The 12681-nt window shown below is 67.5% G+C and carries 11 protein-coding genes; 6 read left to right on the top strand and 5 right to left on the bottom strand.

The annotated features are described in order from the left end of the window. Positions 1 to 47 precede the first annotated feature (47 nt). Positions 48 to 3278, top strand: coding sequence for an MMPL family transporter (locus tag ACX9NE_RS25230; RefSeq protein ID WP_459364439.1), 3231 nt, complete (start codon positions 48 to 50; stop codon positions 3276 to 3278). Between the two features lie 69 nt (positions 3279 to 3347). Here the strand turns inward: ACX9NE_RS25230 and ACX9NE_RS25225 are convergent, their stop codons facing one another. Continuing rightward, positions 3348 to 4004 (bottom strand): class I SAM-dependent methyltransferase, encoded by a 657-nt coding sequence (locus ACX9NE_RS25225; RefSeq protein ID WP_459364440.1) that lies wholly within the window; start codon positions 4002 to 4004, stop codon positions 3348 to 3350. Between the two features lie 78 nt (positions 4005 to 4082). On the opposite strand from ACX9NE_RS25225, the gene ACX9NE_RS25220 reads away from it, so the two are divergent. From ACX9NE_RS25220 to xylB, 3 genes are read left to right on the top strand one after another with little or no spacing between them, the layout of a single operon-like run. After that, a complete protein-coding gene (locus ACX9NE_RS25220) occupies positions 4083 to 4865 on the top strand; it encodes a helix-turn-helix transcriptional regulator (RefSeq protein WP_459364441.1) in 783 nt (260 codons plus the stop codon). After that, entirely contained in the window at positions 4862 to 6256 is a 1395-nt protein-coding gene (locus ACX9NE_RS25215) for a mannitol dehydrogenase family protein (protein WP_459364442.1), read from the top strand. The genes ACX9NE_RS25220 and ACX9NE_RS25215 overlap by 4 nt, the downstream gene beginning before the upstream one ends. After that, positions 6253 to 7635 carry a xylulokinase gene (gene xylB / locus ACX9NE_RS25210; RefSeq protein ID WP_459364443.1) on the top strand — a complete coding sequence of 461 codons (1383 nt, stop codon included), beginning with the start codon at positions 6253 to 6255 and terminating at the stop codon, positions 7633 to 7635. The genes ACX9NE_RS25215 and xylB overlap by 4 nt, the downstream gene beginning before the upstream one ends. Here the strand turns inward: xylB and ACX9NE_RS25205 are convergent. Beyond that, a complete protein-coding gene (locus tag ACX9NE_RS25205) occupies positions 7625 to 9124 on the bottom strand; it encodes a diacylglycerol kinase family protein (protein ID WP_459364444.1) in 1500 nt (499 codons plus the stop codon). The two genes, xylB and ACX9NE_RS25205, sit on opposite strands and share 11 nt — an antisense overlap. A 34-nt stretch (positions 9125 to 9158) precedes the next feature. Next, the gene (locus ACX9NE_RS25200) at positions 9159 to 9473 is read right to left on the bottom strand and encodes a hypothetical protein (RefSeq protein WP_459364445.1); all 315 of its coding nucleotides are present in this window, start codon (positions 9471 to 9473) and stop codon (positions 9159 to 9161) included. Between the two features lie 96 nt (positions 9474 to 9569). On the opposite strand from ACX9NE_RS25200, the gene ACX9NE_RS25195 reads away from it, so the two are divergent. After that, positions 9570 to 9800 (top strand): hypothetical protein, encoded by a 231-nt coding sequence (locus tag ACX9NE_RS25195; RefSeq protein WP_459364446.1) that lies wholly within the window; start codon positions 9570 to 9572, stop codon positions 9798 to 9800. Positions 9801 to 9804: 4 nt separating this feature from the next. Here the strand turns inward: ACX9NE_RS25195 and ACX9NE_RS25190 are convergent, their stop codons facing one another. Both ACX9NE_RS25190 and ACX9NE_RS25185 read right to left on the bottom strand, forming a co-directional pair. Further along, a complete protein-coding gene (locus tag ACX9NE_RS25190; protein ID WP_459364450.1) occupies positions 9805 to 10680 on the bottom strand; it encodes a glycoside hydrolase family 16 protein in 876 nt (291 codons plus the stop codon). Positions 10681 to 10820: 140 nt separating this feature from the next. Next, entirely contained in the window at positions 10821 to 11834 is a 1014-nt protein-coding gene (locus ACX9NE_RS25185; protein WP_459364447.1) for an NADP-dependent oxidoreductase, read from the bottom strand. A 48-nt stretch (positions 11835 to 11882) separates the two neighbouring features. Here ACX9NE_RS25185 and ACX9NE_RS25180 point away from each other — a divergent pair, with 48 nt between their 5' ends. Then, positions 11883 to 12590 carry a DUF3060 domain-containing protein gene (locus ACX9NE_RS25180; protein ID WP_459364448.1) on the top strand — a complete coding sequence of 236 codons (708 nt, stop codon included), beginning with the start codon at positions 11883 to 11885 and terminating at the stop codon, positions 12588 to 12590. The last annotated feature ends 91 nt before the right edge of the window (positions 12591 to 12681 follow it).

The raw sequence follows: 12681 nt of genomic DNA, 5'->3' as shown, positions 1-12681 counted from the left end.
CAGACTCCTGAAATCAGTGCAACGATCTCCGGGGAAAGGCAACTGAGATGTTGAGGCGATTAGCCGAGAACTCCGTGCGGCGCCCCAAGACGGTGCTCGTCGCTGTGCTGATCCTGCTCGGGATCAGCGTCGCGCTCGGTGGCTCGGTGTCCGACAAGCTCGGTACGGGCGGCAACACCGACCCCAGTTCGGAATCGTCCCAGGCCGACGATTTTCTCGACCGGCATTTCGCCTCGACCGCGAATCTGGTGATCCAGCTATTGCCGCGCCAGGGCAGTATCGACAGCGCTGAGGTCGCCGCGGTCCGGGATCGAGTGCGCCAACTCATCGCCACCGAGCCGAGTGCCAAGCTCACCAGGTCATTCGGCGACCAGGGTGCGGCCGATCTGGGCAGCAAAGACGGCCGCTCCGGCCTGATGCTGGTACATGTCGGGGGAACCGGGGATCAAGCCGCGGAAACGGCCAAGCGGATCATCGCGAACCTGCCGAAGGACCCGAACGTCACAGTCCGCGCTGGTGGCGCTCTCGGTGTCCAGCAGGAGATCCGGGACAAGGTCAAACACGATCTGAAGACCAGCGAGAGCATCGCGGTTCCCGTCTCGCTCGCCGTGCTGGTCATCGTGTTCGGAGGTCTGATCGCGGCACTGTTGCCGGTGGTGGTCGGCATCGTCTCGATCGTGTCGACCCTGTCGGTGTTGCTGCTCCTGACGACCCTCACCGAGGTGTCAGTTCACGCCCTCACGGTCACCACCGCCTTCGGCCTGGGGTTGTCGATCGACTTCGGCCTGCTCATGGTTTCGCGCTTCCGTGAGGAACTGGCCAACGGGAAAGAACACCATCACGCGATCGTCGCCACCGTCGCCACGGCGGGGCGAACCATCCTGTTCAGTGCGGCAACGGTCACTCTGGCGATGATCAGCCTGCTGGTGTTCCCCACCTACTTCCTGCGGTCGGTCGGCCTGGCCGCGACGGCCACCGTCCTGCTGTCGGCGTTCAGCGCAATCATTGTGCTGCCCGCATTGCTGGCCCTGCTGGGCAAGCGCGTCGACTCGCTCTCGGTCATTCGCCGCAAGGTGCCTCCCTCAGCCGATTCGCTGTTCTGGCGACACTTCGCCGAGGTGGTGACCCGCCACCCGTTCGTGTACGCCCTGCCCGTCGTCGCAACGCTGTTGGGACTGGGGATTCCGTTTCTCGACGTCCAGTTCGCCACGCCCGACGAGCGGGCGCTGCCCACGAATTCAAGTGCCCGCCTGGTGGCCGAGTCACTGCAGCAAGACTTCTCCCTGGACCCCTCGCAGGCGATCACGCTGGTCACCCGCAATGACGCCGGCGCGCTGCAGAACATGGCTCCCGACGTATCGCGGATGGACGGTGTCGCATTGGTCACCGGCCCGATCGGCCGTTACGAGCACGGCGACGTGGTCGGGCAGGCACCCGCGGTGTCCGGGGCCAGCTACGCGATCGTCTACCTGACGGTTCAGGCGGATTCCGGCACCGCTCAACACCTCGTTCGCGACATCCGGGCGAAGGTCAGCAACCATCAGGTGGAGGTGGGCGGGCCGACCGCCACTCTGATCGACAGCCAGGCAGCGATCGGCAAGAAGCTGCCATTGGCGATCGGCCTGATCGCCGTGTCCACGTTCGTCCTGCTGTTCCTGTTCACCGGGAGCGTCGTTGTCCCGGTGAAGGCACTGAGTCTGAATCTGCTTGTGCTGAGCGCGGTTCTGGGCATCATGGTCTGGGTCTTCCAGCAGGGCCATCTGGCCTCCCTACTGGGAATCACTCCCGCGCCGCTGAATCTGTCCATGGTCGTCCTGCTGTGCGCTATCGCCTTCAGCCTGTCCGTCGACTACGAGATCTTCTTGCTCAGCCGCATCAAAGAAGCCCGCGACTCCGGGCTGTCGAACACCGCGTCGACCGTCATCGGGCTCGGCCGGGTGGGCCGGATCGTCACCAGCGCGGCGCTGCTGCTGACGATCACATTGATCTCGTTCGCCAACGGGCTGTCCTTCATGAAGATGTTCGGCATCGGCACCGCGCTCGCCGTTGTCATCGACGCGACGATCATCCGCGGCGTCGTCGTGCCGGCGTTCCTGCGCCTGGCCGGTGACCTCAACTGGTGGGCGCCCGCGCCGCTGCGGTGGTTGCACTCGCGCATCGGGATCAGCGAAGGACCGTCCGACGCCGTCGAGAAAGTGCCGGCCGCGGCGCCGGTGGAGGCACCCACGGCACTCGACGACCTGGCGCTTCGGGCCGCGATGCAGGCAGCCGAGGAACTCGCCGAAGTCTCCTCGGCGCCGCCCAGGACGCCGAGCGAGATCGAAGTCCTGCCCGGCCGGCACCTGGTCGCCACTGTGAACGGCACGGTGATCGTTGTCGCCCACCGGGATCGGACGCCGCTCTCGCAACACTCGCTGGCCGCGCGGCAGATGGCGGCACTGGTCGAACTCGTCCGGCGCACGGACCCGCAAAAGTTGGTGAGCGCCTTCGCCAAACTCTCCCGAGAGCCGTGGGATCACACGCTGGTGGACATCGGCATCGTCATGCCCGTCGCCACCGGCCTCGAGATATTGCTCTGCGGCAGTGTCACGGTGGCGCTCGACGACGGCACCGGACAGACGGTGTTGCGCGGCCGCGGACGCCTGCTGCACCAATCCATGCCGGTCCCCGCGGTTGCGACGGTCATTACCGTCGACGATTTCGGCGAGCGGTCACCCGCGGCGGCCGAGGCAGGCGGGGTATACCGGCTCACCGAGGGAACCGTGCCCGGGCACGGGGCGGTCATCTGGTCGTCGGCTCAGGCGGCCCAGGTTGCGCGGAAGCCCAGTGACCGAGTTCCCGCCGCCCCCCCGGTCGCGTCATCCCGGCTGCAGCGCTGGGTGGTCCTGGACGACAACTCCCGATTCGACCTCCAACGGGACTGCGTCATCGGCCGGGACCCGCACGGGTCGGACGCCGCACAACGCGGACTTCGACCGGTGACCATCGACGACCCCGCGGGTATGACGTCGCGTGCGCACGTGGAAGTGCACATCGGCGACGTTGACGTGTTCGTCATCGACCGCGGCTCGACCAATGGCGTCTACCTGCGCGAACCGGCCCAACACAGCTGGACCAAACTCATCCCCTGGGAGCCCACCGCATGGGAGCCCGGCGCATACGTGCAAATCGGCGGACGGATCCTGCGGCTGCACGCCTCGACCGCAGCTCAAGACGGTCCGCGGGTGAGTGTGCAGCCCCACGGACCGGCACCTCAGCGGTTCGGCACGCACTCCTAGGTGAGTTCGACCTCCTAAGTGAGTTCGACCCCGTCGAGTTGCCCATGCCCATTAATTCCGCACCGAACATCAAGGTCGGCGCGCGTGATAGATCGAGATCGATCCGGTCACCGTCTTGATGACCACCCTCTCGGCGACGTCGGCGAAACCCGCCTGCTCGATCAAGCGCGGCACGATCCCGTCCGCATTGGGTTGAGTGTCGCGCTTGCCGTCAGCCCACTGGACCAAACGAAAGCCCAGCCGCATCAGCGCGTCGCGCTGCAGTCCGAAGTCCGCGACGACGAGGTCGCCTCCAGGCTTCAACAGACCGAACATGTTGGCGGTGATGGCTGTCTTCATCGCCACCGGACACTGGTGCAGCACCAGAGTGGAGACCACTTTCTCGGCGATGGCCGGCCCGATGAGTTCGACGGCCCTGTCGCCCATCCCGGGTACGAATTCGACCTCGACGCCGGCCTTGCGAACCTTGGCACCCGCGATGGCGAGCACCTCAGGGTCGGGATCAACCCCTATCACCCGCGCTTGAGGCTGCCGCTGCTTCATCCTCAACGCCAAAGATCCAGTGCCACAGCCGATATCGACAACGGTATCCCCGGGTTGCAGGTCGAGCTGCCGGATCACGGCCGAGCGCCAGGTGTTTTCGCGCGTCACCAGGGCTATCACGCCGTCGTAGTACTTGGTGTATCTGGGATTTCCCGCGGCGGGCGTAAACGACTGCGCTGACATGACACTCAGTCGTACCATCGGAGGCCTATGACATTCTCTGCACAGACGGCCAGAGTCTTGTCTTGCGCGGACACGCCCGTGCTGATCGACATGCGGCAGGGTGCAGCCTGCACCGCGGGCGCGTTTGTCTACGAGGGGCAGCGGGTAACCACAGCGCGCCATGCCCACGACCTGCACCAGCTCGAGTACGTCGTCCAGGGCCTTTTGGAAGTCGAGACGGATGCTGGTGCTTATGTGTTGTCCGAGCGGCAGGCCGCCTGGATCCCGGCCGGGCTGGGCCATATCAGCACGATCGACACGCGGGTACGGTCGGTGTCGATATTCCTGCACCCGGTTCATCTGCAACCGAGCCGGCCGGGTGCCGGCATCGTGGCAGTCTCTCCGCTCATTCGGCAGATGATCATGTACGCCTGCCGCTGGCCCATTGACCGCCCGTCGTCCGACGCGGTCGCCGATACGTACTTCGCGTGCTTCGCCGCGCTGCTGGCCGAACTGCTCCAGTCACAGCGCCCCGTCAGCCTGCCCACGACCACTCATCCGCAGCTGGCCGCGGCGCTCACGTATACGCGTAACCGGATGGCGGACATCACCATTGACGACGCTGCTGCCGCCGCCGGCATGTCGCCCCGCTCGCTGCGGCGATTGTGCCGGCGCGAGTTGCAAATGACCTGGCGCGATTACACCCAGCACGCGCGCCTGATGCGGGCGGCCGCGCTGCTCGCCGACCCGCAGTTGAGCGTGCTGCAGGTCGCGACCAGAGTTGGGTTCGACAGCGCCAGCTCGTTCACCCGGGCGTTCCGCAGCGCGTGGGGCCGCCCACCATCGGCCTATCGCCGCCTTGGCAACGAGCTGCCGGCATGAAGCTCAACGCGCAGAACCTCAGCGCATTACCTATACCCACGCCGACCTACGATCGCAGCCGAATCAAGGTCGGCATTGTGCATTTCGGCGTCGGCGGATTTCACCGCGCACACCAGGCGATGTACATCGACCGGCTGCTGAGCCACGGGCTGGCACGAAAATGGGGAATCTGCGGGGTTGGCGTGCTGCCCGGCGACCGTCGCATGCGCGACGCGTTACGCTGCCAGGACTACTTGTACACCCTGACTCTCGCGCACCCGGACGGCACCCGGGAGTCGCGAGTCATCGGCTCCATCGTCGACTTTCGTTACGCGCCAGACGATCCCGAGGCAGTGATCGAGCTGCTCGCCGATCGCGCCGTGCGCATCATCTCGCTCACCATCACCGAGGGTGGTTACAACGAACCGTTCAGCGCGGTCTTCCCCTTGGTCACCGAGGCGCTCAATCGGCGTCGGCTGCGGGGCTTGAAGTCGCCGACGATCGTGTCCTGCGACAACATCGCCGGAAACGGGCGCATAGCACGGCAGGCGTTCACTTCCTACGCGGAAGCGTCCAATCCCTTACTGGGACAGTGGATGGACGAGAACACCAGGTTCCCGAACTCGATGGTGGATCGGATCACTCCGGTCACCACGCCCGAGCTGATCGACAGGTTGAGAGCGGATTTCGGTATCCACGACGCCTGCCCGGTGGCCGCGGAACCGTTCGTCATGTGGGCGCTCGAGGACGACTTCGCGGACGGGCGACCACCGCTGGAGCGCGCGGGTGTCACCGTCGTCGACGACGTGGCGCCGTACGAAGCCATGAAGCTGCGGCTGCTCAACGCCGGCCACCAGGCCCTGTGCTACTTCGCCTACCTGGCCGGCTACCGCCTGGTACATGACGCCGCACAGGACCCGCTGTTCGCCGAACTCCTCAGGCGCTACCTGGATTGCGAGGCGATGCCGACCCTGGCGCCGCTCGAGGTGTTACCGAAGTTCAAGGATCAGTTGCTGCCCAGGTTCACCAACGCCTACGTGCGTGACACGGTGGCCCGGCTCTGCGCCGAATCGTCGGATCGCATTCCCAAGTGGCTGCTGCCAGTGGTGCGCGACAACCTGCGCTCGGGTGGTCCGGTTCGCCTGTCCGCGGCCGTCGTCGCCAGCTGGGCCCGCTATGCCGAGGGCGTCGACGAACAGGGCCGGCCGATCGAGGTCGTGGACCCGCGCGCGGACACCCTGATTCCGACCGCCCGCTCGTGGCGAGCAGACCCCGCGGCGTTTCTGGCGAATCGCTCCGTCTTCGGCAACCTGATCGAGGAACCGCGCTTCGTGGAGCCCTACCTGTGGACACTCGACTCGCTGCACCGCGACGGCGCCCGGGTGACCGTCGAGAAGCTGCTGCAGTCGTGACCCTGGTCGCCGGCATCGACTCCTCCACCCAGTCCTGCAAGGTGCTGGTGTGTGAAGCAGAGACCGGCGCGGTGCTCCGCACGGGTCGCGCCGCCCATCCCGATGGCACCGAGATCGACCCGGCCGCATGGGAATCGGCGGCCCGGCAGGCGATCGCCGCAGCAGGTGGGATCGACGATGTCGATGCGGTCGCGATCGGCGCGCAGCAGCACGGCATGGTCTGTCTGGACGCGGCCGGGCGATCGGTCCGCCCGGCTCTGCTGTGGAACGACGTGCGCTCGGCCGACGCGGCGCGCGACCTGGTGGACGAACTGGGCGGGACGCAGGCGTGGGCGCACGCCGTCGGACTGGTGCCCCTGGCCGCGGTGACCGTCGCCAAACTGCGCTGGCTCGCCGATCACGAACCCCGGCATGCCGACCGCACGGCCGCGGTGTGCCTGCCGCATGACTGGCTGACGTGGCGGCTGCGCGACGAGTCCGACGTCACCGCACTGACCACGGATCGCAGCGATGCCAGCGGGACGGGTTACTTCGACGCCGAAAGCAACCGCTATCGCATCGATCTCGTGAAGATGGCCCTGCGCGGGCGGGATCCGGTGCTGCCGCGCGTCCTGCGACCCGCCGAATCAATCGACGGTGCAACACGATTCGGGGCCGGGCTGGGCGACAATGCCGCGGCGGCGCTGGGCCTGGGAGCCGGCGAGGGCGACGTGATCGTCTCGATCGGGACCTCGGGTGTGGTGTGTGCCGTGGCCGCCGGGCCGGTGCGCGACGAGCAGGGGTCGGTGGCCGGGTTCGCCGACGGCACCGGCCGCTACCTCCCTCTGGTGTGCACGCTCAACGCGGCGCGGGTGCTCGATGCGGCGGCGACGATGCTGCGCGTCGACCACGCCGAGCTGTCCGGGCTGGCACTGTCGGCGCCACCGGGCAGCGGGGGCCTGGTCCTCGTCCCCTACCTGGAAGGTGAGCGAACACCCAACCGGCCCAACGCTACTGGTGCACTGCACGGGCTGCGGGTCTCGAACTCGACACCGGCCAACCTGGCCAGGGCGGCGGTGGAAGGCATGCTCTGCGCACTGGCCGAGGGCCTCGCCCGGCTCACCACTCACGGCGTCGGCGTGCGCCGCATCCTGCTGATCGGTGGCGGCGCGCAGTCCCGCGCGGTGTGCGAGATAGCGCCGAGCGTTTTCGGCATGCCCGTGTCGGTTCCCACTGCGGCCGAATACGTCGCACTGGGCGCGGCGCGGCAGGCGGCCTGGGCATGCAGTGGATCACCAGAACCACCCGCGTGGTCACCGCCGGCGGCGCGCCAGTACGCGGCCGATCCCGCACCGGACGTGCTGCAGCGCTATGCGCAGGTCCGAGACCTCACCGAATGAGCGGAAGCGGACGGTAGACCGGCAGGGCCCGGTACTTCGAGGCGAAAGTGGCTTTGTCGTACTTCTCGCCGATCTCGCCGTCATGGGCGACCACGGTGGGTCCGTCGACAGCGGTGAAGGTGAACTCCGGCACCTGCATCTCGTGATACAGCGGGCTGCGTTCCAGCCGGCCGAGCGCCAGCGCGGTCAGGATCCTGGTCCTGGCCAGCCGGCGGCCGGTCTCCAGGATGCGCACATCGATCAGGCCGTCGTCCATCCGGGTGCGCCGCGACGGCGCGAATCCCGTTGGCAGATAGAGGGAATTGCCGATGAACATGAACGACGTCTCCAGCGTCTTGTTGTCGTAGCTGATGCGCACGGGCTGGCCGTTGCGCAGTGTGTGCAGCATCGCGTACATGCTCGCCAGGGGCTTGCCGATGCGCTTTTCCAGCTTCTCTCGCTGCTGGACGAACGCGGGGTAGGCGCCGATGCTGGCGGTGTTGACCACCATCTGGCTCTCGTTCAAGCACATCAGGTCGACGTAGGCCACGCTGCCGCGCCGGATCGCATCGATGGTCTTGGCGGTGGAGTCGCAGCCGATGTCCTTGGCGAAGTGGTTGAAGGTTCCGCCGGGGAAGACCGCCAGCGGCACGCCTGCGTCGGCAGCGACCGCCGCAGCGGCTGCCACGGTGCCGTCGCCCCCGCCGACCGCGAGCACCTCGGCCCGTTCGGCCGCGTCGCGCAACATCTGCACCGGGTCGTCATCGCTGCCGAGTTCGACGATCTCCGCCTCGGGCAACTGGTCACGAACCTCCTCGGCGACGCGGGCGCCGCTGCCACTGTTCGACGCCGGGTTGACGACCAGGACCACCCCGGAGCCCTCGGGGCGTTCCGGGACGTCCGCCCTGAGCGGTTCCGTTTTCGGCAGTGCGGTCTCGACGATCGGTGGGACCAGTCGGCTGCCCAGAACGGCGATGCCGGACCCGATACCAAACCCGATGACGACATCGCCGGGGTAGTGCGCACCGACCGCCACCCGGGACAACCCGACCAGGCCCGCCAGCAACGCCAGCCCGAAGCCCAGCGTCGGATTCTCCAGCCCCACCCCGACGGCGAATGCGGCGGCGCTGGCGGAGTGCCCGGACGGCAGCGAGTTGGACGTGGGGCGGCGGCGGACGCGCCGGACCAGCGGCACCGAATCGTAGAGCGGCCGTGGCCGCCGGCGGACGCGCTTGGCGACCTGATTCGTCACCAGGCTGGTAACAGCCAGCGACACCAGGCCGCGGGTGGCCCCGCGCTGCGCCGAATGTTTCCCGGACGCGAGCAACAACGCGCCGATGCCGAACCACAGCTTGGAATGGTCGGCGGCCCGCGTCAGCGGCGGCATGGCCTTGTCGAGCAGCGGGGTCGGGCTCTCGGCGACCGCCTCGAACAGTTCGCGATCCAGCGCGCCCAAACCGCGGGTGATCTGTTTGACGCTGCGCAGCGGTCGCACGGGCCGTTCCCTCATTCGGTCCACCCTAACGGTGGGCATGGGCAGAACCTCACGGCCGCTCACCTTTTCGGCGCAGCGTCCAGGCGGGTACCCAGTGCGTCACCGGCTTCTGCCGGGCCCCGAACTCCACCGGGTAAGTCACGAGCCCCCACCAGTCGCCCTGTTCGCACAGGCCCCAGCAGCTCAGCTTGCCCTCGACCACCTTGTGCAGCTGCAGGCCGTTCGGCTGGTACCGGCCGGAGCGGTGCGGCTCGCGCGGAAACAGCACCGTCAGGTCCACCAGCACCGGGACGGGCGGGCGCACCGGACGGAAGGGGCCCCGCAGGGGTTGCCCGTTGTACCCGATCGACACGAGCCGCCCCATCGATCGATCATACGTTCGAATGGGCGACGGCCACAGTTTGACCGGTGCGCAATTCGGTAATCCGAGCGCTAACAATTTCGAGAAGGGGGCTCGCAGATGAAGACCATGTTCGCTGCCGGGATTCTGACCGCTGGCGCGGCGTTGTTCACCACGGCCGTTGCGGTGGCCAATGCCGACGAGGTGCAGGTGGAGGGCAGCTACGCGACGCTAGCGGCATGCCAGGCCGACGGCCCGCACGTGGAGATCACCCAGAACGACGGCTTGTACACGCACTGGGACTGCCGTCAGGGCGACGACGGGCTGTGGCACCTGCACCTGTCGAACTAGGTCGTCAGAAGACGCGCACCCAGTCCACGAGCATGTCCTGCGGGTAGGTGCCGGCGGCCGGGTCGCCGCCACCGGAGCCACCCACCGCCAGGTTCAGGACCGGGAACACGGTGTAATCCGGGTCGTTGAACGGCCATTCCCGGAAGGGCTCGTCCAGGTTCTCGATGCCGGTAGCCGGCACCGAGAAGTACGGGGCCATGCCCTCGGCGTAGTCCACCCAGAAGTACATGCCGGTGACGTCCCACCTGACGCGCCAGTTGTGCCAACCACCGTCAACGCCGATCGGGTTGGTCTCGAACGCGGTGCCGTCCGGGTTCGCGTGCACCGTGGTGCCCGATGGCCAGGTGCCGTTGCCGTACCACTCGATCAGGTCGATCTCGCCGCTGCGGCCCGGGTCGTCATTGGACAACCACCACGCCGGCCACATACCGGGTGACAGACAGTTGAATTTGATCCGTGCCTCCCAGGTGGTGCCGACGCCGCCGCGCCACAGGCCGTGCACGAGGCCTCCGAAATAGCCGCCGTTGCCATCGTGGGTAGCGCGCAACACCAGGTTGGATTTGCCGTCGAGGAACACATTCTGGCGGCTGTCGCGGTACTGCCCCCAGAACTGCGGCTGGTCGAACCCGACCGGATTGCGGATCGGGGTGCGGAAGTTGGACACCGACCACTTCGACGGATCGGGGGCCGACCCGGCCGGTCCGTCGAACTCGTCGCGCCAGATGAATCCACCGGTCGCTCCGGCCGCGGGTGCGGCCGGTGCCGGCGCGGGACCGGCGGGTGCGGCCGGCCGAGACGGGCTGGCGTTTGCTGTCGGGGCCGCCGTCGCGGCCGCCAGTGCGCTGAATCCCGCCAGCATGAGCATGCGGCGACGGTCCATCTGTGGCATGGCAAGGAAGATAGCAGCCCGCTCGGCGTCGCGTGGACTCCGGCGAGGCGGTGTCGTCGTAGCTCCAGGTCAGTGCGGCAAGCTTTTCGCGCGGTGGCTAAAGATAGCGTGTGGTGAGCTGAATCCGGCACTCAACTCGGCTCGCTCAGCTTGACCAACGTCTTGCCGATGTTGGCACCGGTGAAGAGCCCGTTGAGGGCGTCGACGCACGACTCGATGCCCTCGTAGACGGTCTGACGATGCCGCAGGCGGCCTTCGGACTCCCACTGACGCAAATTGGCGAACGCCTCATCGAAGCGGCCCCACTGGTCGAGCGCATTGAAACCTTGCATGGACGCCGTTTTGGCCAGCAGGTTGACGTAGTTGGCCGGTCCCGGGTGCTCGCCGGTGAGGTAACTGGAGATGACGCCGCAGAGCACCACGCGCGCCTTCGACGCGAGCCGGCCCAGCACCGCGTTGAGGATGGGTCCGCCGACATTGTCGAAGTAGACGTCGACGCGGCGCGGGCAGTGCTGTTTGAGCGCGGCGACCACATCGTCGTTCTTGTAGTCGATGCACGAGTCGAACCCGAAGTCTTCGACCACCGCCCGGCACTTCTCGGGCCCCCCGGCGATCCCCACCACCCGGGCGCCGGCGATCTTCGCGATCTGCCCGGCCACCGATCCGGTGGCGCCCGCCGCGGCGGAGACCACCACGGTCTCGCCGGGCTGCGGGCGGCCGATGTCTGTCATGCCGAAGTAGGCGGTGGCGCCCGTCGGGCCGTACACCGACATGATCGCCAACTGGTCATCCTCGCCCGGGATCGGTGTGCTGAAGATGTCGTCCCGGATGACCACGTACTCCTGGAAGCCGGTGAGCGTGGTGACGATATCGCCGATAGCGTAAGTGTCGCAACGCGTTTCGACGACTTCGCCGATCCCCGCCGCCCGGATGACCTCGCCGAGTCGCACCGGCGGTAGATAGCTGGGTTGGTCGTCGAGCCAGGTGCGGGCGGCGGCGTCGATGCCGACGTAGGTGGTGCGCAGCAATGCCTCCCCCTCCCCGAGTGCCGGCGCCGGCTGGGTGATCAGCTCGGTGTCGTCGGACTGCACCAGACCAGAGGGGCGGCGACGCAACAGGACCTGGCGATTAGGCAACTGCGGCACGCTGCCGAGCCTATTCCGCAGCGTCGCGGATATGGGAGCATCTCAGGCATGAAACCAGAGGATGACCCGGAAGCCCGTATCCGGGAGCTCGAGCAGCCGCTGGCTGATCAGGCACGCGCATCCGAGTCGACCTCCGACCTGGGATCCGCCGGCGGTTACAACTATCCGCCGCCTCCGCCGGGACCGGTGCCGCCGCCCCCGATGTCACCCTCTGCCTACGGCTACGGCAGCCCGTACCCCGGTGCCACGCCTCGGTCGTCGTCGGGCATGCGCTGGTTCTGGATCCTGGCCGCGGTCGGTGTCCTCGGCGTGCTGGTACTGGTGGGCGGCATCGCCGCCTACGCCGCACACCAGTTCTCCCATGAGGATCTCGTGGTGCCCTCCCCCACCGAGAGCACGTCGTCCGGTCCGGCGCCGAGCCGGACCGCCCCATCAACCGGGAAGACGCGCACGCCCAGCGCCGGCCCGTCGCCGTCGGCCACCGCGCCGGCGGGCGAGGAGGTCACGGTCTCGGGCATCAACGAGAACAGGACCATCGCCTGCAACGGCAACGTCATCACCATCAGCGGCATCTCGAACACCGTGGTGCTGACCGGGCACTGCGCGACGGTCAACGTATCCGGGCTGCAGAACGTCGTCACCGTCGACACCGTCGACACCGTCGAAGCGTCCGGACTGAACAACAAAGTGACCTACCACTCCGGCTCGCCGAAAATCAGCAAGAGTGGGAGCGGGAACGTGGTGGTGCAGGGCTGATCGGTTGGCGTTCAGTCCCGTTGAGGCGCCGGCCAACCCGCCTGCATCAGCCTAGTTACCGGATGGTGGTGGTTGGGGTTGGAAGGGGTCA

It is taken from the genome of Mycobacterium sp. ML4 (genome assembly GCF_054515735.1).
The sequence above is the reverse complement of the archived record's forward strand: the minus strand, read 5'-3'. Positions and strand labels throughout refer to the sequence as shown.

Coding starts and splice junctions, on each gene's coding strand:
- ACX9NE_RS25230 (WP_459364439.1), top strand. CDS start 48: ATGTTGAGGCGATTAGCCGAGAACTCCGTGCGGCGCCCCAAGACGGTG.
- ACX9NE_RS25225 (WP_459364440.1), bottom strand. CDS start 4,004: ATGTCAGCGCAGTCGTTTACGCCCGCCGCGGGAAATCCCAGATACACC.
- ACX9NE_RS25215 (WP_459364442.1), top strand. CDS start 4,862: ATGAAGCTCAACGCGCAGAACCTCAGCGCATTACCTATACCCACGCCG.
- ACX9NE_RS25205 (WP_459364444.1), bottom strand. CDS start 9,124: ATGAGGGAACGGCCCGTGCGACCGCTGCGCAGCGTCAAACAGATCACC.
- ACX9NE_RS25200 (WP_459364445.1), bottom strand. CDS start 9,473: ATGGGGCGGCTCGTGTCGATCGGGTACAACGGGCAACCCCTGCGGGGC.
- ACX9NE_RS25195 (WP_459364446.1), top strand. CDS start 9,570: ATGAAGACCATGTTCGCTGCCGGGATTCTGACCGCTGGCGCGGCGTTG.
- ACX9NE_RS25190 (WP_459364450.1), bottom strand. CDS start 10,680: ATGGACCGTCGCCGCATGCTCATGCTGGCGGGATTCAGCGCACTGGCG.
- ACX9NE_RS25180 (WP_459364448.1), top strand. CDS start 11,883: ATGAAACCAGAGGATGACCCGGAAGCCCGTATCCGGGAGCTCGAGCAG.